Annotated in this window: 19 protein-coding genes; 8 read left to right on the top strand and 11 right to left on the bottom strand. The window is 54.1% G+C overall.

The features are described 5' to 3' along the window. Positions 1 to 45: 45 nt before the first annotated feature. Both tsaE and Q4606_RS05420 read right to left on the bottom strand, forming a co-directional pair. Entirely contained in the window at positions 46 to 543 is a 498-nt protein-coding gene (gene tsaE / locus Q4606_RS05425; RefSeq protein WP_303606899.1) for a tRNA (adenosine(37)-N6)-threonylcarbamoyltransferase complex ATPase subunit type 1 TsaE, read from the bottom strand. After that, entirely contained in the window at positions 540 to 2,102 is a 1,563-nt protein-coding gene (locus Q4606_RS05420) for an NAD(P)H-hydrate dehydratase (RefSeq protein ID WP_303606898.1), read from the bottom strand. Before Q4606_RS05420 ends, tsaE begins: the two co-directional genes overlap by 4 nt. A 147-nt stretch (positions 2,103 to 2,249) precedes the next feature. On the opposite strand from Q4606_RS05420, the gene queG reads away from it, so the two are divergent. Beyond that, complete coding sequence (queG, locus tag Q4606_RS05415; protein ID WP_303606897.1) at positions 2,250 to 3,329, top strand: tRNA epoxyqueuosine(34) reductase QueG; 1,080 nt, start codon at positions 2,250 to 2,252, stop codon at positions 3,327 to 3,329. Here queG and orn read toward each other — a convergent pair. After that, positions 3,324 to 3,866 carry an oligoribonuclease gene (gene orn, locus Q4606_RS05410; RefSeq protein WP_303606896.1) on the bottom strand — a complete coding sequence of 181 codons (543 nt, stop codon included), beginning with the start codon at positions 3,864 to 3,866 and terminating at the stop codon, positions 3,324 to 3,326. The two genes, queG and orn, sit on opposite strands and share 6 nt — an antisense overlap. 256 nt (positions 3,867 to 4,122) lie before the next feature. Here orn and rsgA point away from each other — a divergent pair, with 256 nt between their 5' ends. Then, complete coding sequence (gene rsgA / locus Q4606_RS05405) at positions 4,123 to 5,178, top strand: small ribosomal subunit biogenesis GTPase RsgA (RefSeq protein WP_303597410.1); 1,056 nt, start codon at positions 4,123 to 4,125, stop codon at positions 5,176 to 5,178. 19 nt (positions 5,179 to 5,197) lie between these two features. Here rsgA and motB read toward each other — a convergent pair whose 3' ends face one another. Next, on the bottom strand, positions 5,198 to 6,157 hold the full coding sequence (motB, locus tag Q4606_RS05400) for a flagellar motor protein MotB (protein WP_303606895.1): 960 nt from the start codon (positions 6,155 to 6,157) through the stop codon (positions 5,198 to 5,200). 25 nt (positions 6,158 to 6,182) lie between these two features. Then, the gene (gene motA, locus Q4606_RS05395; protein ID WP_303597430.1) at positions 6,183 to 7,034 is read right to left on the bottom strand and encodes a flagellar motor stator protein MotA; all 852 of its coding nucleotides are present in this window, start codon (positions 7,032 to 7,034) and stop codon (positions 6,183 to 6,185) included. Positions 7,035 to 7,232: 198 nt separating this feature from the next. On the opposite strand from motA, the gene asd reads away from it, so the two are divergent. Further along, positions 7,233 to 8,090 (top strand): archaetidylserine decarboxylase, encoded by an 858-nt coding sequence (gene asd / locus Q4606_RS05390; protein WP_303606894.1) that lies wholly within the window; start codon positions 7,233 to 7,235, stop codon positions 8,088 to 8,090. Positions 8,091 to 8,264: 174 nt separating this feature from the next. Here the strand turns inward: asd and epmA are convergent, their stop codons facing one another. After that, positions 8,265 to 9,233 carry an EF-P lysine aminoacylase EpmA gene (epmA, locus tag Q4606_RS05385; protein WP_303606893.1) on the bottom strand — a complete coding sequence of 323 codons (969 nt, stop codon included), beginning with the start codon at positions 9,231 to 9,233 and terminating at the stop codon, positions 8,265 to 8,267. A 7-nt stretch (positions 9,234 to 9,240) separates the two neighbouring features. Beyond that, a complete protein-coding gene (gene efp, locus Q4606_RS05380; RefSeq protein ID WP_303596206.1) occupies positions 9,241 to 9,816 on the bottom strand; it encodes an elongation factor P in 576 nt (191 codons plus the stop codon). Positions 9,817 to 9,861: 45 nt separating this feature from the next. On the opposite strand from efp, the gene epmB reads away from it, so the two are divergent. From epmB to Q4606_RS05365, 3 genes are all read left to right on the top strand, one after another. After that, positions 9,862 to 10,911 (top strand): EF-P beta-lysylation protein EpmB, encoded by a 1,050-nt coding sequence (gene epmB / locus Q4606_RS05375; RefSeq protein ID WP_303606892.1) that lies wholly within the window; start codon positions 9,862 to 9,864, stop codon positions 10,909 to 10,911. A gap of 226 nt (positions 10,912 to 11,137) precedes the next feature. Continuing rightward, the gene (locus Q4606_RS05370) at positions 11,138 to 12,955 is read left to right on the top strand and encodes a GTPase (RefSeq protein ID WP_303596208.1); all 1,818 of its coding nucleotides are present in this window, start codon (positions 11,138 to 11,140) and stop codon (positions 12,953 to 12,955) included. A gap of 188 nt (positions 12,956 to 13,143) precedes the next feature. Next, a complete protein-coding gene (locus Q4606_RS05365) occupies positions 13,144 to 15,228 on the top strand; it encodes an EAL domain-containing protein (protein WP_303596209.1) in 2,085 nt (694 codons plus the stop codon). A 21-nt stretch (positions 15,229 to 15,249) separates the two neighbouring features. Here the strand turns inward: Q4606_RS05365 and serB are convergent, their stop codons facing one another. Next, a complete protein-coding gene (serB, locus tag Q4606_RS05360; protein ID WP_303596210.1) occupies positions 15,250 to 16,482 on the bottom strand; it encodes a phosphoserine phosphatase SerB in 1,233 nt (410 codons plus the stop codon). After that, positions 16,479 to 18,785, bottom strand: coding sequence for a DNA topoisomerase IV subunit A (gene parC, locus Q4606_RS05355; RefSeq protein WP_303596211.1), 2,307 nt, complete (start codon positions 18,783 to 18,785; stop codon positions 16,479 to 16,481). The genes serB and parC overlap by 4 nt, the downstream gene beginning before the upstream one ends. Before the next feature lie 85 nt (positions 18,786 to 18,870). On the opposite strand from parC, the gene Q4606_RS05350 reads away from it, so the two are divergent. Both Q4606_RS05350 and Q4606_RS05345 read left to right on the top strand, forming a co-directional pair. Continuing rightward, entirely contained in the window at positions 18,871 to 19,326 is a 456-nt protein-coding gene (locus Q4606_RS05350; protein ID WP_303606891.1) for a hypothetical protein, read from the top strand. A 94-nt stretch (positions 19,327 to 19,420) separates the two neighbouring features. Further along, positions 19,421 to 21,058, top strand: coding sequence for a methyl-accepting chemotaxis protein (locus Q4606_RS05345; RefSeq protein ID WP_303606890.1), 1,638 nt, complete (start codon positions 19,421 to 19,423; stop codon positions 21,056 to 21,058). A 32-nt stretch (positions 21,059 to 21,090) separates the two neighbouring features. Here the strand turns inward: Q4606_RS05345 and Q4606_RS05340 are convergent, their stop codons facing one another. Continuing rightward, on the bottom strand, positions 21,091 to 21,672 hold the full coding sequence (locus Q4606_RS05340) for a YceI family protein (RefSeq protein WP_303596214.1): 582 nt from the start codon (positions 21,670 to 21,672) through the stop codon (positions 21,091 to 21,093). A gap of 58 nt (positions 21,673 to 21,730) precedes the next feature. Next, entirely contained in the window at positions 21,731 to 22,291 is a 561-nt protein-coding gene (locus tag Q4606_RS05335) for a cytochrome b (protein ID WP_303606889.1), read from the bottom strand. Positions 22,292 to 22,303 lie beyond the last annotated feature (12 nt).

Below are 22,303 nucleotides of genomic sequence, written 5' to 3'. Positions count from 1 at the left end.
TTGATTTTCATCATACAACTTGCCTGTTTATCCAGTGCCGGTCCGTTAATGGCCCGGACCGATCAGTTCCAATTCGTTCAAAAGTGATGCGCCCAGTTCCGAGCGCGCCCGAACAACCACGGAGCGCCCTTCGCCCTGATGTTCAAGGTGTATTTCAATGTCCGGCGCAGGCAACAGTCCCTCGCCGCGTTCTGGCCATTCAATAAGGCAAATACTCTGGCCGTTGAAGTAATCACGTATACCCATGTATTCCAACTCTTCAGGGTCGCCCAACCGATACAGATCAAAATGGTAGGCCGGCGGCTCCAAATCTTCGTACGGTTCAACAAGCGTGTAAGTAGGACTCTTTACAGCACCCTGATGCCCGAGACCCCGGATAACTCCGCGACTGAGCGTGGTCTTACCCATCCCGAGGTCGCCTTCGAGAAACACCGTCAACCCCTGACCCATTTGTTTTGCAAGGCGAGCAAGCTCGGCACCGAGATTTTCTGTTTCGGCCTCGCCTTCCAGAAACAATCTGCGCTCGTTCCCGAAGATACTCATTCCTCCCCCTTACAGAAACTGCTGTGCGGCTCTGCTTTCCGGAAAACCTGCGGCAACGCATCGATTACATCCGTTGGGATCAGCCCCATATAGCCTTTTTCCAGTGAGGCCCGGCCAGCGGCTTCCAGGTGCACGACTGCACCGATCGTGGCGGCAGCTGCCGGTGAGTCGATCATCTGTGCGTAAAGTGCACCGATGACTCCCGACAAAACATCACCCATGCCCCCCGTCGCCATGCCCGGGTTGCTGCCACCGGCAATATTCACTTCTTTCTTCCCAGAGGCGACGATCGTACCCGCCCCTTTGAGCAAAACCGCGCCACCGTATAAAGACTGGAGTTTTTTAGCTGCAGCCACACGATCCGCCTCTATTTCCGGAACCTCGCAACTCATTAGCCTGGCTGCTTCTCCCGGGTGCGGCGTCAGAATCTGATTGCCTGCAGACATAGCCGCTCTGGAACACAACAGGTTCAGGGCATCTGCATCCAGAACACGGGGTTTACCGCTTGCAACTACTTGTTGCAGCATCTGCTGCCCCCATGAGCCCTGACCTATACCCGGCCCGCACACCACTACCGTGGCAGCATCCAGCAGCGCTGGCAGTTCTGAACCGTGCATCACGCCATGAGCCATTAACGACGGACACCGAGCCAGCGCAGCCGTCACATGCTCGGGGCGGGTCGCCAACGTAACCAGCCCGGCGCCGGAGCGTGCAGCCGCTTCTGCTGCCAACAAACCAGCCCCACCAAAACCCCGGTCTCCAGCAACGACCAATACATGGCCGAATTGCCCCTTGTGGGCGTTGGCCTGACGCGCAGGCAACCAGTCACGAACCGAGGGCCAAAACTGAAGCATGGCCAGAGGCCTCTCACCGCTCTCGCTGACCCCGGTACCGGCAATCAGTGACTCGAAGACCACATCGCCACACACTGCAGCTCCCTGCCCGGTATACAGGCCGACCTTGCGACCAATGAAAGTAACGGTAAGGTCGGCTTTAACTACGTCTCCCTTGGCGGCACCGGTGGTGGCGTTCAGCCCGGACGGCAAATCCACTGCCAGCACCGGAATTCCAGAACGGTTGCAGCGTACAATTACCCCCGAAAATGGCTCTCTGGGTGCACCGGAAACACCTGTACCCAGCATGGCATCGACAATGAGGCCAGCGTTTTCAAAAAAAGAATCCCACTCAGGCTCACCGATACCCGCCAGTTCCTGAACCTTCACACCGTCGGCAACAGCCTTTTGCCAGGCCTTGCGTGCATCTCCACTCAATTTCTCCGTGGGAGCAACCGCAACACAGTGCACAACCAATCCGTGCCGCACGGCGTTGGCCGCTATCAGATAACCATCACCACCGTTATTGCCGGCACCGCAAAGAACCAGCAACGGCTCACCATTAGGCCAGCGCACAACCAGCCGGCGAAACGCCGCGCGTGCAGCAGCCTGCATCAGCGCGAAACCATCAACGCCCTGCTGTTCGATCAGATAATGATCGATACGGCGCACGGAATCGGCTGAAAACAGCGCATCTGATAAACTGCCCCCAGCGTGCTGCGGCATGAACCTTTGCCCCCGTTACAGAAACCGGTTTAAGAAAATTGGCCAGCTACCTGTAAAGCATAGCAAAACCATGGAAAAGGTCATAACTTAATCAAATTAAATATCCTTATTTCCAGCGCCTGCGAAACAGAGACATCAGCGGAAACTATGAGCACGACCGAATCCAACACGTTCCCCATCCCGGAACTGACTGATTTACCAGAACTTATCCGGCAATGGGCCAGCGACCTCGGCTTTTCGGATGCAGGCATCACAACGGCGGAGACCGGCGAACATGCCCGGCACCTGCAAGACTGGCTGGACAGTGGCTACCAGGGCGAGATGGAGTACATGGGGCACCACGGGGACAAGCGCTATACGCCGAATTCTCTCGTGCCCGGTACAATCCGGGTGATCTCCGTGCGCATGGATTACATGCCAACACCAGACAGCCCGAAAGAAGCACTTACTAACCGGGAAAACGCCTACATTACCCGCTACGCTCTTGGCCGCGACTATCACAAGCTGATCCGGAAGCGGCTCGCGACACTGGCAAAGAAAATTGACGAGGCAGTAAGTGGCTATGATCACCGCGCCTTCGTAGACAGCGCACCTGTGCTGGAGCGAGCGCTTGCGCAACGCGCCGGTCTGGGCTGGATCGGCAAGAACAACATGTTGATTCATCCGAAGGCAGGGTCGTTCTTTTTTCTTGGCGAAATATTCACCAGCGCCCCCCTGCCGGTTGATAAACCCTTCGAGACCGATCATTGCGGCAGCTGTTCTGCCTGCCTCGACATGTGCCCTACAGATGCCTTTGTGGGTCCACACAAGCTGGATGCCCGGCGCTGCATCAGCTACCTCACCATAGAGCTGAAAGGCAGCATCCCGGAGGAGTTGCGAACTCTGATGGGCAATCGGGTATTTGGTTGCGACGATTGTCAGCTCGTGTGCCCCTGGCAAAAATTCAAGAAACCCACCCGCGAAGATGATTTCCAGCCAAGACACGGCCTGGACAATAGTTCGCTGGCAGAGCTTTTTTTATGGACGGAAGAGCAATTCCTGAAGCGGACAGAGGGATCAGCGATTCGCCGAACGGGGTACGAGGGCTGGTTGCGGAATCTGGCGGTAGGGCTAGGTAATGCGCCTACCACCATCCCGGTGACCGAAGCCCTTAAACAGCGCACAGACCATCCTTCCGAGTTGGTCCGCGAGCATGTTCAATGGGCCCTGGCGCAGCACGGTTTATAATTTAAAGAAGTGTTCCCGGTAGTGGCGCAGTTCGTTGATGGAATCGCGAATATCATCCAGTGCCAGGTGACTGCCCTGCTTCTTTACGCCTTCCAGAACATCCGGGCGCCAGCGCCGAGCCAGTTCTTTTACGGTGGATACGTCAAGATTGCGATAGTGGAAGAAGTCTTCAAGCTCGGGCATGTATTTTACGAGGAAGCGACGATCCTGCCCGATGCTGTTGCCGCACAGGGGGGATTGCCCCTTTTCCATGTATTCTTTGAGGAAGGCGATGGTTTGCTGCTCGGCTTCGGCTTCTGACACTTTGCTTTCCTGAACGCGCCTGGTGAGGCCGCTTTCGCCGTGGGTTCGGGTGCACCATTCGTCCATGGAGTCCAGCAGGCTGTCGGGTTGGTGAATTGCAACAACCGGCCCTTCGGCGACCAGGTTCAGTTCTGAATCGGTGATGATGGTGGCCATCTCGATGATGCGTTCTTTTTCCGGATCAAGGCCGGTCATTTCCAGATCAATCCATACCAGGTGGTTGCCTGCTGACATTCTACTTTCCTCGTTAACCAAACATCGGTGGTAGGCGGGGCTGCCTTTTACCTGCCGGGAACCGCTACAAGCACATCCATGTGCGCTTGACTCCGGCCATCCATGGCCTCCGACATTCCCGGCAGGTAAAAGACAGCCCCACCCCATAATTCGCCGTTATATCGTGGTGAAACAGCCATATTAAAGCCGCACATAATTAATTACCGTATGATGTCACAGCAACGTCACCACTTTCATCTGTGTTATTTGAGACTTTATGGCAAAACGGCAACTGAACAAGCAGCAGCAATTCCGGATCAAGAAGGTTCAGGAGGAGCGTGCCGCACGTGCAGCTCGCAAGGAGAAATCGGTTCAGGCACAGGCCGATGCCGGCGAACTGGGGCCAGAACAGGAAGGGCTGATTATTGCTCACTATGGGCAGCAGCTTGATGTGGAAGCCCTGGAGGGCGAACACAAGGGTGATGTTGTGCGCTGCTTTGTTCGGGCAAATATCGACAGCCTGGTAACAGGTGACCGGGTTATCTGGCGGCCAGGCAAGAGCGAGACGGGCGTGATTGTTGCGCGCTGCGAACGCGATAATTTGCTGCAACGGCCGGATAACTTTGGTGCTGTGAAGCCGGTAGCGGCCAACATTGATCACATTATTCTGGTGATTGCGCCGGAGCCTGAACCCCACGACAACCTGATTGACCGATACCTGGTGGCATCAGAGACCACAGATATTCCTGCCGTCATTCTTTTGAACAAGACAGATCTGATCACGGACCGTAACCGGGCGCAGATTGACGCATTGCTGGAGCGCTATGCGGCTCTGGGCTACGAGATAGTACGCACCTCAGCCGTGCAGTTCGACGGCGCACCTTCACCGGAAGTCGAGGCGCTGGTAAAAGGCAAAACGAGCGCGTTTGTAGGTCAGTCTGGCGTCGGGAAGTCATCGATTATTCAGACACTCATGCCCGATGAGGCAATTCGGGTTGGTGCGGTTTCAGAAAGTACGGGCAAAGGCGTTCACACCACCACGACAGCAAAGCTTTTCCACCTGCCGATGGGCGGTGATCTGATTGACTCACCGGGAATCCGGGAGTTTGGCCTCTGGCATATGTCACCTAGCGAAATCGAATATGGCTTTCGCGAGATTCGCGATGTGATTGGCTACTGTAAATTTCGCAATTGCCGGCATATGGGCGATCCTGGCTGCGCCATCGATGCAGCAGCAGAATCAGGCAAGCTCAGCCCGGAACGGCGCCGGAGTTTTCACCGTATTCTTGAAGATATGGCAGAACAGCAGTCCCGAGGCTTAAAAGCCAACTGATACCGCACGACCCACAGATCTACCAGTTCAGTTCGCCGGGCGCAGGTTCAGGGTTCTCGTCCAACCAGTCTCCGCTCTGAAGGCTTTCCTGAGCCTTTTCCTGCTCTTGTTCAGATGGGGCCGTAACATCAATCAAAGGCACGCCTTCGGCGCTGGCACTGCTTTGAATGCTGTTCACGGTTTTCTTGTTCAGCACAATAATGGAAATCCGGCGATTTATGGGTGCCGTCGGCTCACTCTGATCAAACAATACGGAATCACTAAGCCCCACGACTCTTGCAATCTGCTGGGCACGCACACCGCCAGCAACAAGAGCCCTGCGTGCAGTATTCGCGCGATCGGCCGAGAGTTCCCAATTCGTGTAGCCCGGGCGCCCGCCAAAGGGCGTGGCGTCCGTATGACCGGTAATGCTTACCCTGTTATCCACAGACCCAAGGGTTTTCGCAAGCTCGAACAGGATATCTTGCGAGTAGTATTTCAATTCAGCCTTGCCGATATCGAACATGGGGCGACCTGAGCGGTCAACGATCTGGATTCGGAGCCCTTCATCCGTGATATCAATCAACAGCTGGTCTTTGAATTCCTGCAGCGTTTCGTTCTCGTCGATGCGTTGCTTCAACTCTTCAAACAATTCGTTCATACGGCGCTGCTCGAGAGTCTCCGAGAGTGCATCCACTACATTTTCACTGATCGTAATCTGACCTGGATCGACATCCATGCTTGCTTCGTTAATAACAGATGCACTGCCTTCAAGGTCTACAGGGTTGGGAGATCCACCATCCGTGAAGCCCACCGGATCGCGAAAATAACCCTCTACCGCTTTTTTCTGCTCCGGAGAGGCTGTTGCTGTTAACCAGAGAACAAGAAAGAAGGCCATCATCGCTGTAGCAAAGTCGGCAAACGCCACTTTCCAGGAGCCGCCATGATGCCCCCCGGCAACAACTTTTTTACGCTTGATGATGATCGGCTGCTGTTCCAAGACTCGGCTCCGGGTTCAGGTTGCGCTATTTGGCGCGCACATGATCGTTCAGTTCCTGAAAACCAGGGCGTTTGTCAGTTGGCAATGCTTTGCGTCCAAACTCGATGGCCATCTGGGGCGCCTGCCCTGACACTGTGGCAACAATTGCGGATTTGACGCACTCATAGGCTTTGAGTTCATATTTTGCGGCATGCTCCATGGCGATGGAGGTTGGGCCCACAAAACCATAACCCATCCAGATACCCAAAAAGGTGCCTACCAGCGCTGCTGCCACACTCAGACCAATGCGCTCGGGCCCCTCGCTCAGAAAGTTCATGGTGATAACAATACCCAGCACGGCAGCCACAATACCAAGGCCAGGAAGGGCATCAGCGATTTTGTTTACCGCGTGGGCTGGCTCTTCAAGCTCGTGCTGACGGCTGTCAATTTCACTTTCCATCATGCCTTCAAGCTCATGGGTAGCCATGTTTCCGGCACTGATTATTCGCAGATAATCGGTAATGAATGCCAGCAGCTCTTTTGATTTCATAATGGCCGGGTAACGACTGAAAATCTGGCTGGATTCCGGGTTATCTATGTCTTCCTCAATAGACATTACGCCTTGCTTGCGGGATTTATCAAAGATCTCGTAGAGCATGCTCAGCAAATCCATGTAATAGGATTTGTTGAACGGGGACCCTGTCAGCAGGCGCATGATTCCAGAGAATACTTCCTTGACGGTGTGCAGCGGGTTGGCAATCACGAACGAACCAAGGGCTGCGCCGAAGATAATGAGAAGCTCTGTCGGTTGCCACAACACCATTAGATTGCCGCCATGGAGGACATACCCACCAAGAACGCTGGCGATGACAATAATTGAGCCAATAATAAGTAACATGGGAAGAATGTGAGCCTTTGAATTGAAGGAATCGGCCTGCGCCGGTAATGATCGTGCATTTTCTGGACTGATCATAGCAAGCCCCTGCATTATCCGCGAAGCTACGAAACAATTTCTATACATACAGACGTCTGCGCAACACACTTGCAGTACTATTTGATAAACTTGGGGTCTTTGAGCACCGAGGATCTCTTTTCAATGTTCGACAAGCTGTTTGTCCTGAGTCAGTACGTCACTCCGCAACTGACAGTGTCGCACGCGGCCGGCCGTCTTGCAGACAACGACCGTGCCCCTGCGCTTAAAAATCGTGTGGTCAAATGGTTCGTGAAGCGTTACGACGTAGACATGAGTGAGGCCGCCGAAGAGGACCCGACGGCCTACGCCAGCTTTAACGCATTTTTTACCCGTGCGCTGAAGCCCGGCCTCCGCCCCATTGCCGAAGGCGCAAGCACCTTCGTAAGCCCTGCGGATGGCACCATAAGCCAGCTGGGCCATGTAACCGGCGACCGGGTCTTCCAGGCCAAAGGCCAGTCTTTCAGCCTGACCGAATTGCTCGGCGGAGACACTCAGCGGGCGGATGCTGTCTCAGAGGGTGAGTTTTCAACCATCTACCTTTCCCCGAAGGACTACCATCGAGTCCATATGCCCATGGCGGGCACGCTTCGGGAGATGACCTATGTTCCTGGCAAACTGTTTTCAGTAAACCCGGTTACCGCTGAGAATGTTCCTAACCTATTTGCCCGCAATGAGCGTGTTGTCTGCATGTTTGATACTGCGGCGGGCCCTATGGCGATGGTTCTTGTAGGTGCGATGATTGTCGGCAGCGTGGAGACGCCCTGGGCAGGCGTTGTGGCTCCCAATAGCAGTGGCGTAAAGACGATCTCCTATGAAGGCGAGAGTGCTATCTCGTTTGCCAAAGGCGAGGAGATGGGGCGTTTCCGTTTGGGTTCTACGGTGGTGATGGTTATGCCTAAGGGTAGCGTTAGCTGGGACGCTGAGCAGGTTGCGGGGAAGCGGGTTCGTATGGGTGAGGCATTTGGGAAGGTCTCCGCCTAAGAGCATAGTACAAGGCTCTTGTTGGCACCTTTTTCTATTGAGTCCGGCACTGTCGGAGGGCTGTCTCCGAAACACGCTGTGAATACGTCCATGTACGCTCCGCTCCGCCATCCATGGCTCCGCAGGGTTTCGGAGACAGCCCTTAGACAGTGCCCCGTGTCTTTTATGTAGCCTTTAAGCTCTCTCTAGCGGAAAGGCCAAAACATCTGCGATATCACGAGTACCAGTTTTTAGCATCAATAGACGATCCAGCCCTAGCGCCACCCCAGCGCAGTCTGGCAAACCCTGCCCTACAGCCGCCAAAAAAGCCTCATCAATCTCCATTTCAGGCTTTCCATCCGCTTTTCTTAGACGATTATCTGCTTCGAAGCGGGCGCGCTGTTCGTCTGGGTTGGTGAGCTCCCAGTAACCGTTGCATAGCTCCAGGCCATTAATATAAAGCTCGAAGCGGTGGGCTATGTCAAAGCCGTCTGCATTGGAAATTCTGGCCAGAGAGGCCTGGGAGGCCGGGTATTGGTTGATGAAGACCGGGGTTTCGGTGCCCAGGCTGGGTTCAACAGCGAAGCTCATGAGCAGGTCGAGGCAACCATCGCGGCTGAGGCCTTGCAGTTGTTCGGGCTCAAGCCATTGCCGGCAGCGCTGGCGCAGGTCGTTTTCCGTAACCACGAAAGGGTCGATGCCGGCCCCGTCAATCATAGCCTGGCGGTAGCTTGTAATTTGCGGTCGCGGGCAATCAAGCCAACCACAGACCAGGTCGGCAACTTCTGACATCAGACCTATGTCGTCAAAACCCGTGCGATACCATTCCAGCAGGGAAAATTCGGGATTGTGGCGGCTGCCACGCTCTCCGTTGCGAAAAACTTTCGAGATCTGGTAGATGGAGCCGGCGCCGGCGGCTAGCAGGCGCTTCATGTGGTACTCCGGCGAGGTCTGCAGCCAACCACCCTCAAGGCCCTGGGCGCTTGAATTCGCAAAGATGCTCTCGAGATTGGGCTCTGTTACACCGCAACGGCCGAGTATCGGGGTTTCAACTTCCAACACACCTCTTTGGGCAAAGAAGCCGCGCACAAAGGAGGACTGCTGTGCACGGCTTTTCAAGGCTGCCCGGGAGGCTGTCGGCTGCCAGTCGGGCTTTTGTTTCATACTTTGCTCAGCTGCTTTTTACCCGGTTCATATATTCACCGGAGCGGGTGTCTACTTTGAGCACTTCACCGATGGTGATGAACAGCGGCACGCTGACAACGGCGCCGGTAGACAGGGTTGCCGGCTTGGAGCCGCCCTGTGCAGTATCGCCCTTCATCCCTGGGTCGGTCTCAACAACTTCCAGTTCAACGAAGTTTGGCGGGGTAACCGTCAGGGGTGCACCGTTGTATAGGGTAACCGTGTAAACGTCCTGCTCTTTGAGCCATTTTAGAGCATCACCTACAGCTTTTGCGTCGGCTGCGAACTGCTCAAATGAACCATCGGTCAACATGAAGTGCCAGAATTCCCCGTCGGTATAGAGGTATTCCATATCATGGTCCATTACGTCTGCACCTTCGAGACTCTCACCAGACTTGAAGGTACGTTCCCACACCCGATTACTCATCAGGTTACGCAGCCTGACCCGGTTAAAAGCCTGGCCTTTACCGGGTTTTACAATTTCGTTCTCAAGAATGATGCAGGGGTCGCCATCCAGCAATACTTTAAGACCGCCGCGAAATTCGTTGGTAGAATATGAAGCCATGAAATGTCCACCTGCCAAAATGCTGTTTAAAATTCGAAGGCCGCTATGATACAGCGAACCCCCACCTCTATAGAAGCCCGGCTTTCTGGCGATGACAACCGAAGCTGGCAACAGCTGCTGTCCGATTCCATAACTTCGCCACAAGAGCTGCTAACCAGGCTGGACCTGCCGGCAGATACCTGGCTGGATGGCGCAGAGACCGGACACCGATTATTTGAAGTCAGAGTTCCTGAGCCTTTTCTCGCACGAATGGAGAGGGGAAATGCCTCAGATCCGCTTCTGCGACAGGTTTTACCCCTGGGTCTTGAGGCCAATCCGGCAGAGGGATTTGTAGCAGACCCCTTGCAGGAAGACGGTGCAATACAAACCACCGGACTGATTCGAAAGTACCGCAGCAGGGCTCTGCTGATGGTAACGGGCCAATGTGCGGTTAACTGTCGCTACTGTTTTCGCAGACACTTCCCCTACGACGAGCAACGCCTCAGCCCGGCCGATCGACAGGAAGTGCTGGATACGCTCTCGGCAAGCCCGGAAATCAATGAAGTTGTTTTCAGTGGCGGCGACCCTTTGGCAGTCAACGACCAACTGCTATCCCGGTGGTCTTCAGCCATCAGCAGCATTCCCCACATACGCCGTATACGCCTGCACACTCGACTGCCGGTGGTGATACCTCAACGAGTGTGTGACTCTCTGCTCAAGTGGATCAGCAGCACACCGGTGCAGGTTGTGATGGTGCTGCACATCAATCATCCAGCGGAAATTGACCAAATGACCCGTCGCGCACTGAGCTATCTCCGCTCAGCAGGCGTAACCTTACTGAACCAGAGCGTCATCCTCAGAGGTGTTAATGACAACGCCGATGTGCTTGAGGAGCTAAGCGAAACACTGTTTGATGCGGGTGTTCTGCCCTACTATCTTCATGCATTTGACCCGGTCGCAGGGGCTCAGCATTTTGATGTACCTGATGACGAGGCTCGCGCGCTGGTTCGCGAACTGCTCTCCAGGTTGCCAGGATTCCTGGTTCCAAAGCTGGTTCGCGAAGTGCCTGGTAAGACGGCCAAGACACCTATTGACCTGCACCTGGAAACTCTTTAACCGTATTTTTTCAAAGCTGGCCTGATTTCACATGTCAAACATTGTTAACTGACAACTTTCTCGCTTTCTTGCTCTGGTTTGCTACTTTAAAGTCCAGTACCGTCTATTTTGTAAAAAAATGTATTTACGGTGTTTTCCAGGCATACCGATGTGATAGAGCGATCTACTTTGCGTCGAATGAGGAAGCCCGGAATACGAAACCCAGCTTTGATATTGGCGCATATTCATGGAAGGCATGATCCTCAAACCCGATCTCCGTGTTCCCGAGCAGAAAACAGCGAGTCTGTCGTTCTGTGACACAACGCCCAAAGCGTTCAGGGCCTGGATCAATCAGCTTCCCATGGCCAATATTGGCGAGGTTTCGCGTCAGCTCTATCATGCGATCATAGAGCTCAACCATCTGTTCCTTGGCCCCCAGCATCGCCTGCAATTCCTTGAGCTGATTCGTGACAAAATTCACTTCGTCTGCAGTGAGCTTTCCCGTCATTATCTTGGTCTTGCTGTGGCACTGCCTGAAAAGCAGCGCAAAATTGCCAATCTGTCCCAGGCGCTTCAGCTTCACCTCGCCAGTGGTTATAAGCTTTGCGTTCTGGAGGCATTGGATGACGGCGGACTCGACAAAAACCGCAAACTGATTGCGACAGCCATCCATCGGGCTATGTCCGAGCTGGCCTCAACCATTCTGAGATCTCACCAACTCTATTGCCCGAGCCCGGCACAAAGCTGGCTGGAATGTCACCGCATGTTCCGGTTTGCCCATCGCAACAAACTTTCGGACGCAACCGTAGAAGACAGCACCTTGAAACAGCGAAAGGCAAGCACTGTGGCCGACAGCTACAAGCGCCTTTTGCTTCTCGGTTGCGCAAGACCAAACCAACTCCGGCAGTCAGAATTGCTCCAGGCATACGACCTGTTTGAATCCTGGACTGAACAAACCCGTTGCGGACCGAACATCGGAGAAGACACCCTTTTCGTCATCAATATGGAAGGGGATAGCTCGCCGGTATACAGAAGCCTTCTCGAAGCCAAGCCCGGTGATGAGAGCTTCGGGTTTGATACCCGCGACCTGGCGGCCGCAATTTCCGAAAACCTGGATGCGAGGCTACGTAAACTTCCGGCACCCGACACTTTGATAGTACCGGGCAGTGTCAACGAAACCCTCCTCACTCACCTGAGCCAGGCTCTGGGAATTCTGGCCAAAAGGAATTTCAACCGGATTGCCAGCCAAGGCACACTCGAAGTCTGCGTAGGACTCTCGGCGGCACACTATTTTATTTCCGGGGAAAAGTCGTTTACCGAGTTTGTTACGGGCAATGACAACGGTGATGAGGCCGACGAGAACCTTTTTGTGCGTTCCGACCGCTCGTCACGCAAGCGAGGTGATGCCTGGTCAGGCGCCCATGATGCCTCTCCTGGTGAGGAGCGCCTGCACTCCGCTGATACACCAATCAACTTTCGCGGCAGCTTCGGAAATACACCGGCACCTGCAACGGAAAAGAATCGCCCGAGAGCGCATATTACCCTGCTGGTGAACACCAGTCCCGGCGGCTACTGCGTCTCGTGGGAAACCAACGTCCCACCGTCGATGCAGGCAGGTGAAATTCTCGGTGTGCGAGAGCAACGCTCTCACCCATGGAGCATCGCGGTCGTGCGCTGGATCCGGCAGATCAAAAATCAGGGCACCCAGATTGGCATAGAACTTTTGGCACCCAGCGCCTCCCCCTGCGGTGTTCGACTGATTCATAAAGTCGGCAACAGCAGTGAATATCTGCGCGGACTTCTGCTTCCCGAGATCAGTGTTGTCAACCAGGCTGCAACCCTGATCACGCCACGACTGCCGTTCCAGGACGGCAGTCGAATCTCCATGCTGCATAGCGGCCGAGAGGAACAGGGGCAGCTTCTGAAAAAGATATCTTCTACCGGAAGCATCAGTCAGTTTGAGTTAAAGCTGCAACACAACGCTGCAGCCCCGGCACATGCGAGTACCTCACCTTCGGCAGGCACCAGCGAGGATGATTTCGACTCTCTGTGGCCATCACTCTGAACACCTCCGGCGCCTCCGTAAATCCGCCGGAGGCTTGTTATTAAGCCTCAACCCCTGCATCATTCAGCGATAGTGATAGTCCGGTCTTGCAGTACCAGTTCACATTTTCTTGCAAGATACTGTATTTAAGGCAGATTTTTATCTGCCAAGGCCGGCTCAGCCAACCTGTATTATGAGACGCCTTAGGAATGCAGAAACAGAACGCCACCGTACACCTGCTGATCCTCGATCCATCCCAGAATGATGCCGAATCCCTGGTAAGCCTCCTCAGAAATGCTGGCAGGGCCACTCGGGCGCATCGCATTACCTCCGAAGAGGACCTGGAAGAAGCTCTTAAAAGCAACAACTGGGATCTGCTTCTGGCGCGTGATATCGAGCAGGAATTCTCCGCGGATAGCGCTTTAGCCATGATCCGACGCATGGATAAAGATATTCCCTGTCTGTTCCTGACAGAGGAAGAAACCCGTGAAAGAACCGTGGCTGTCATGAAAGCTGGCGCTCAGGGTACGGTTCAGTCTGGCCATAATGATCTATTGGTTCTCAAGACCAAGCGCGAACTTGCAGCCCTGGAAGATCGCCGCCGCCGCAGAGCGCTGGAATCTCATCTGCGCGAGGCAGAACAACGCTGCCAACTGCTACTCGAAAGCTCTAAAGATGCGATCGCCTATATCAATGACGGCATGCACATCTACGCCAACCAGTCTTACCTGGAATTTCTGGGATACGACGACATCGATGACCTGATGTGTGTCCCTGTGCTCGATACGCTGACCGCTGAAAGCCAGAACGACTATAAGGCGTTCATGAAATCTTTCACCGAGAAGGGCGAAGACGGCATGACCATCAACTGCACTGCAAAGCGCAGCGATGACCATGAACTGAACGTAACCATGTCTGTCTCAGCTGCCACCTACGATAGTGAAGTATGCACTCAGATTGTGCTGCAGCCCGAGCACAGCGATGCAGAGCTGGAAGAGAAATTGCGCGAAATCAGCAGCCAGGATCTGCTTACCGGCCTGTATAACCGTCAATACCTGATGAAAGAGCTTGAACAAACCATCGCCAGTGCCGGCAAAAACAACGAAACCGGTGCCCTGGCGTACATAGCTCTCGATAACTTCATAACCATGAAAGGCCAGGTTGGTATTTCCGGCGCGGACTTGTTACTGGGTGACCTGGCCACACTGCTGAAAGAAGAGGCCGCCGATGATCTTGTACTGGCGCGCCTTAGCGATGATGCGTTCTGCCTCTTGTCTCAGTCAGGTGATGAAAAGTCACTGACCAACCGGTGCGAGCAGGTTCGCAAAGCTGTTGAGGAGCATCTGTTTGATATAAATGGCCACACGGTTCCGTTGACCGTCAGCATTGGTATTGCATCCATTACCGAAAACTCGCCGAAAGCCGAAGACCTCATGGCTCGGGCTCATAATGCATCATCGGAAGTACGCAAACAGGATGGCCACGCCGAGGGCAATGGTATTTGCGCCTATAACCCTGCAAATTATGAAACCCTCGATGATGGCAGCGCCGTAGATGACATACTTAAGGCACTGGAAGATAACCGATTCCGGCTTCTGTTCCAGCCCATTATCAACCTTCGCGGTGAAGGCGAAGAGCACTACGAAGCTTTCGTGAGAATGCTCGACAAAGACGAAAATGAAGTCTCCCCCTATGACTTCCTCCCTCCCTTGGGACCAAGCGATACCGCCATCAAGATCGACCGCTGGGTCATTCTGCAGACCATAAAGCAGTTATCCAGCCACCGCTCCAAAGGTAACGATACTCGCATGTTCCTCAATGTGACGGCGGAAACTCTCCAGGACAAAACCTTCACGCCCTGGCTGAGCGTCGCCCTGAAAGCCGCTCGCTTACCCGGTGACTCGCTGATTTTCCAGATCCGCGAGGGCGATGCCAACAAGTACATGAAGCAAGCCAAGGAGTTCACCAAAACCCTGCATCAGCTGCACTGCAAGGTATCCATTGCACAGTTCGGCTGCGCACTGAATCCGTTCAATACCCTGAAGCACATCGATACGGACTATGTGAAGATAGACGGGTCGTTCACGGAAGAGATCCAGAAGAACGATGAAGCCAGGGAACAGGTGAAGGAAATGGTAAAAAGCCTGCAAAGCTCTGGCAAACTAACCATCATTCCTCTGGTAGAAAACGCCGCTGTTCTCGCGACACTCTGGCAAGCCGGCGTGAATTACATTCAGGGGTATTATCTGCAGGCCCCGGTACCTGAGATGAACTACGACTTCAGTGATAACTGAGACTGACTGGTCAATGCCGGTTTAAAAACCGGCATTTTTCAGCCCCTGATTCGTTTCACTTTCGCGAAAGCCGATCAGATAGAGAATAGCATCGAGGCCAAGTGTAGATATCGCGTGGCGAGCAGACTCCTTAACCAACGGCTTGGCCCGGAATGCAACGCCAAGTCCCGCCTGACTCAGCATAGGCAGGTCATTGGCGCCATCCCCGACCGCAATCACCTGTTCCCGGGAAATATGCTCTTTCCCGGCAATCTCGAGTAGTAATTCCGCCTTGCGCTTACCGTCAACAATTTGGCCACAAACCTCACCTGTCACCTTACCATCGCGAATCTCCAGCGCGTTTGCGTACACGTAGTCGATTCCCAGCTTCCGTTGAAGGTGCTCGGCAAAGTAAGTGAAACCACCGGAAAGAATCGCCGTACGGTAGCCCAGCGCCTTCAGGCTTCGTATCAGGTGTTCCGCTCCTTCCGTCATCTTCAGACGGCCAGCAACACGCTCAAGCACAGATTCATCCAGACCTTTGAGTAGCAAGAGGCGTTCAGCAAAACTCTGGCTGAAGTCCAGCTCTCCCTGCATGGCACGTTCTGTAATCTCCGCAACCTGTTCGCCAACGCCAGCTTCCAGGGCAAGCTCATCAATCACTTCAGCCTCAATGAGGGTGGAGTCCATATCAAAGACCACCAGGCGGCGGTTCCGCCGGAAGATGGAATCCTCCTGAAACGCGATATCTACGTTCATCTCACCGGCAATGTGTAGAAAATCAGCTCTGAGCTGCTCAAGATTGGAGGGAGTGCCGCGCACTGAAAACTCCACACAGGCAATCCCGTTGCCGGCCGCAGTGAGTGAAGGTCTTGCCGACAGCCTGGAGATATTATCGATATTCAGGCCGTGACGAGCGGTGATCGCAGAAACCCGGGCAATCTGCTCTGCCTTGATATCACGGGACAGCAGGGTGACGATGTAGCAGGCCCGGTTACGCCCTTCGGCCCAGGACTGGTATTCCTCCACTGTTATTGGCGCAAACCTGACCTGAAGGTCCAGCGAATGCAGTCGAAACAGCAAATCGCGGATCACCGGGGAGGATTTCGATTCATCAGGAATCTCAATGAGGATCCCCCAGGTCAGGTGGTCATGAATAACCGCCTGTCCTATATCGAGAATCCGTACGTCGTAACGCCCCATGATGCCGGTAATTTCCGACGTAAGGCCGGGCTTGTCGCGCCCCGATACGTTAATCAGAACCAGTTCACTCACGATTTGAGCTCTCCATCATCAGAACTCTCCTCTTCCTTTGCTCTTGCGGCAGAAGGGATAACATCAATGGAATCCACCCTCTGAAGCCCTCGCGGCAGTTTATGCCCGCGCCGGCCCCGCTCGCCCAGATAATGCTCAAGATCGCTGAACTGCAGCCCCATCTTGCGCTTGCCTGCACGTATCTCTAACTGGTCATCCTTGGCGAATACCGCCACCGCCACCACATACTCTTCGCGGTTCTGCACCCGGGCGGAAGGGATACTGATAATCTTGTTGCCCTTACCCTTACTCAATTCTGGCAATTCACTGAGAGGGAAAACAAGCATTCTGCCTTCGTTGGATATTGCACCAAGATACAATGCGTTCTCCGTTACAGGGATAACCACCGGCGGCATGATCTTCGCTCCTTTCGGCACGCTGACCACGGCCTTGCCGTTCCGGTTTTTACTGATCATGTCTTCCAGCGAGGTCACAAAACCGTATCCGCCATCCGTAACCAACAGGGCTTTGCGGGCAGGATCGCCCATCAGCAGGCCGGAAAAGCTTGCCCCCGAGGGAGGATTGATCCTTCCGGTCAGAGGCTCGCCCTGCCCCCGGGCTGAGGGCAGGCTATGGGCCATCAGTGAATACGCCCTGCCGGTGGAGTCCATAAAGATGGCTTGTTGGTTATTACGACCTCTGGCTGCCAGGGCAAACCGGTCGCCGGACTTGTAGCTCAGCCCGTCCGGATCGATATCATGCCCCTTGGCGGCACGCACCCAACCTTTATCCGATAGAACTACGGTAACAGGGTCGTTGGATACCAGATCATTCTCACTGAACGCACGGGCTTCCTCACGCTCAACAATCGGAGAGCGCCGATCATCACCGTATGTTTCGGCATCCGCTTGCAACTCACTCTTGATCAGCTCGCGCAGCCGGTCTTCAGAACCGAGAATGGCCTGAAGCTCGTCCCGCTCAGCAGCCAGTTCGTCCTGCTCACCGCGGATTTTCATTTCCTCAAGCTTGGCCAGGTGCCGCAATTTCAGCTCAAGGATGGATTCGGCCTGATCCGGAGACAAGCCGAAACGTTCCATCAACACCGGCTTAGGCTTATCTTCGGTGCGGATAATATGGATGACTTCATCGATATTCAGATAAGCAATCAACAGACCTTCAAGGATGTGCAGGCGCGCCAACACCTTATCGAGCCTGTGCTGCAAACGACGGGTAACCGTGGTGCGACGGAACGCCAGCCATTCTGTCAGCATCTGGCGCAGGCCTTTTACGCCCGGCCGACCATCGTTACCAATTACATTGATATTTACCCGATAGGTTTTCTCGAGATCTGTGCTGGCGAAAAGATGGGCCATAAGCCCGTCCAGATCTACACGATTGGAGCGCGGCACAATAACGAGGCGAGTCGGGTTCTCATGATCCGACTCATCACGGAGGTCCGCCACCATAGGCAGCTTTTTAGTTTGCATCTGGTGCGCAATCTGCTCCAGCACACGGTTGCCAGATACCTGATGTGGCAGGTCTGTCACTACAATTTCACCAGTATCCCGAACCCAACGCGCTCGCATACGCAGCGAACCCCGCCCGGTCTCATACATCTGGCGTAAGTCCTTGCGGGGCGTAATTATTTCAGCGTAGGTTGGGAAGTCCGGGCCTTTTACGTGTTCGCAAAGCTGGTCAACCGTCGCTTCCGGGTCGTCCAGCAACCGTATACAGGCCGCGGTTACTTCCCTCACGTTATGGGGCGGGATATCCGTCGCCATACCCACCGCAATACCGGTGGTGCCGTTTAGCAGTACATGGGGCAAGCGTGCCGGCAGAACTGCGGGCTCGTCCATGGTGCCGTCAAAATTTGGCGTCCAGTCTACCGTGCCCTGGCCAAGTTCCGAGAGCAAGACGTCGGCGAAGCGCGCCAGCCGGGATTCCGTATACCGCATAGCTGCGAAGGATTTGGGATCGTCCGGCGCACCCCAGTTACCCTGCCCGTCAACAAGCGGGTAACGATATGAAAAGGGCTGAGCCATCAGAACCATGGCTTCATAGCATGCGCTATCCCCATGGGGATGAAATTTACCCAGCACATCACCCACTGTGCGTGCAGATTTCTTATATTTGGACGTGGATTTCAGGCCCAGCTCTGACATGGCATAGATAATACGCCGCTGAACCGGCTTCAGCCCGTCCCCGACATTGGGGAGCGCCCGGTCAAGAATGACGTACATGGAGTAATCGAGATAAGCTTTTTCCGTGTAGTCCCTGAGTGAAACCCGCTCAAAGCCTTCATCCGTCGTCTGAAACTCTGGCATGGATGCCTCTTTTGCCTGTATTGCCTGATTTTGAAGAAGTCCGTGATGCTACCTTGTGCGCCCGGAATAATCACGGGGCAGTGCAGTGGCACATTATATGAAGCAGCGCGCTGATACACCAACAACCGGCGTATTTATTGGTCTGAATGCTCCATCGGCGCCAGGTACCAGCAATTCCAATAGCGGAATTCCCGCATGGAGAGTCGGTAAGGTGCACCGTATGCTCCATATCGTTGACGATCAAAAGGCAGTTTTCCCTCCACACAAGCGGAACACTATGAAACCCAATATGAAAGCCTGCGGGCAAGCCATGATCACGGCAATAGTGAATGCGTCACTGGCCGTCGCACTGATGCTTCTTGTGGAATTCGCAATCAGCGGTAGCTTTCAGGTACCTGCGCCCTATCTCTGGGCTGGCCTGTTGATCGGGCTGGTAATTTTCGGTGCTCAGTTCTGGCGTCAGCGCCATCTTTGTCGCGCCTGCGAAACCCAGCGGGATGCCACCAACACAACACATCACAAGCTTCACACTGACACCTGATCCTCATTATGGGATACAGACCGCCGCAATAAATCCCTTAGAATCTGCTAAACCCTGTTATGCTCTAAAAAAAACAAACAGACACGAGCATACTATGACTATCGGCAAACGCTTCGGGCTAAGGTCCAAAATCGCACTCCCCTTTGCCATCACATCAATTGCCCTGGTTTTTATTGGATTATTCAGCGTTAACACTACGCGTCAGCTGGTTTCAGGTACGGAAGATATAGCCGACACCTATCTGACCTCAGTCAGCCTCATCCTTAACGGAGACCGGGACCTCTATCAGGCGCTCGTTGCCCAGACGTCCTATGTGGATGCCAGAACAAACAACACGGATGGCTCAAACTTTCTTTCAGAATTCAGGGAAAATGCCGGCCAGGCCAAAGAGCGCTTCGAGACAACGGTAAAACAGCTCGAAGGCACCGGCGTTTCAGCGGTAGCACAAGGGTTCGATGCTGCCTTCGAAAGCTGGCACGAATCCGCTATGCAAGTGATCAGTCTCGCGGAGAGGGGCTCACTGGAACAGGCACGAGCGCTGGCAACGACTGAAACATCCCCTCGCTTCGACTCCCTGCGCAGCTATTTTGACGAGGTCGGCGCTCACGTAGACCAAAGAGCGCAAGCTCGCACTTTGGCCCTGGCCTCTGAAGGACAGAGCAGCTCTGTAACAATTCTGGTCATCACTGCGATTGCCATTCTCGGCAGCATCACGCTTTTTATCATGTTCCTCAGGATGATCATTCAATCCATTTCAACCCTCAAAGAACAATTGGATAACATTGCACAGGGCGAGGGGGACCTGACCCAGCGCATTCCGGTTGAACTCGATGACGACCTGGGCGCTCTTGCCGGAAGCTTTAACCTGGTTCTTGGAAACCTGCAGTCAATGGTCGCGTCAATCCAGCAACTGACCATAGAGCTGGGCAAAGGTGCAAACAGCCTCCGCCAGGCTTCCAATGACAATAACGAAGGCGTAAGCCGGCAAACCGACGCTATCTCGATGGTGGCAACCGCTATCAATGAAATGCAGAGCGCTATAGAAGAGGTGGCCGGAAATGCATCTCAAGCGGCAGATGTCACAAAAGAAGCCCAGCACAAAGGTAGCAACAGCGCGAACATTATCCGCGAATCTTCTGAACAGGTGCACCGCCTTTCCGCCCAGATTACGAAAGCTGTGGAAGTTATCCGCAAGCTCTCCGACGACTCCGACAACATCACGTCGGTTCTGGATGTTATCCGTGGCGTTGCAGAGCAAACCAACTTGCTCGCTCTGAACGCGGCTATAGAGGCAGCCCGGGCCGGAGATCAGGGCCGGGGGTTTGCCGTAGTCGCAGACGAAGTACGAACGCTGGCCCAACGTACACAGCAGTCTACGGAAGATATTCAGACCATGATTGAAACACTGCAGACGGGCGTTTCAGATATTGTTTCCGTCATGGAAACCGGGAGCCAGGAAGCGTCAGAAACAGTGAAACTGTCAACAGAAGCCGAACAAGAACTGAATGCCCTTCTTGAGGCCATGACCCGGATTGCTGACATGAACATCAGCGTTGCTTCCGCCACGGAGCAACAGACTCAGGTTGTTGACGAAATAAACCGCAGCATCACAGAAATCAATGACCTTGCAGCGGAAAGCGCATCCAGATCGGAACAGATTGACGATATCAGCCAATCCCTCGACGGCTATGCACGAGAACTGGAAAACCAGACAGGCAGATTCCGGGTTTAACCCCGGAATCTGTTTTGGCACGGTAACCGGTTTTACTGGCGGATGCCTTCAACCGAAATAGTGATCTCAACGGTCTCCGATGCCTTCCCAAGGTTCGTGGGAATACCGAAGTCTTCAAGGCGTAGCTCGGTCTCGGCTTCAAAGCCCATCCGATAGCCTCCCCATGGATCTTTACCGTGGCCCAGCATCTCAACATCCAGGGTAACTTCGCGGGTAACGCCGCGCAGGGTGAGGTCACCGATAATGTCAGCCTCACCTTCCTCATCAACAACCACGCGCTTGCTCTTGAAACTCGCCTCCGGATACTCACTCACATACAGGAAATCTTCGCCGCGCAGGTGTTTGTCTCGCTCGGCATGATTCGAATCCACACTTGAAGGGTCAATCGTCACGTTTACTGAGCTGTTTTCCGGGTTGTCAGCATCGTACGTAAATTGCCCATCAAAATCATTGAAGCGGCCGTAGAGCCAACTGTAACCCAGATGCGAGATCTTGAAAGTGATGAACTGGTGCGCGCCCTTGTCATCAAACGCATAGGTACCAGCGTGTTCGTCTGCATGAACACTGCCGATCATGGCCAGTGAAACCGAAGTTGCAAGCAATAGTTTTTTCATAGTTGTCTCCTTTGACGAGAAATCCAAAACGCTCTGAGCCAGAGCGACTGTAGGTAAATCAATGATCCCGGCGGCCAGGAGCCAGCATCCGGCGGAGCGTCGCATCCCGGTCTATAAAGTGATGTTTGAGTGCCCCGGCGGCGTGAATCAGGGCAAGGACGATCACCGCCCACGTGCTCCAGTAATGCACCAGGCCTGCAGTGTCTTCCAACCCTTTTATCTGGCCAGTCACCGAGGGCACCTCGAACCAGCCGAACACATTCACAGAGGAGCCGTCCGCAGTTGAAATCAGAAAGCCGCTTACCATCACCACAAAAACCAGGGCATACAAAAGGATGTGCGCTATCCGGGCGCTGACCCTCTCCCAGTTTTCGTGCCCCGACAGTGGATCAGGCGATGTGGCGAACAGGCGCCAAGCCAACCGGAACACCATCAAGCCAAATAATAAGACACCGATACTGCGATGAATATCCGGAGCGCGACGATACCAATCGTCGTAATAAGACAGGTCCACCATCCAGAATCCCAAAGCGAAGGTTCCGAACACGGTGGCAGCAACAACCCAGTGAATAACGATAGTCAGCCAACCATAACTGACAGGCGTGTTACCTAATTGCATCGTGACTGATCC

The organism is Marinobacter sp. 1_MG-2023 (genome assembly GCF_030549045.1).
Taxonomy (GTDB): Bacteria; Pseudomonadota; Gammaproteobacteria; order Pseudomonadales; family Oleiphilaceae; genus Marinobacter.
This window is presented reverse-complemented; position numbering and strand designations above follow the sequence as displayed.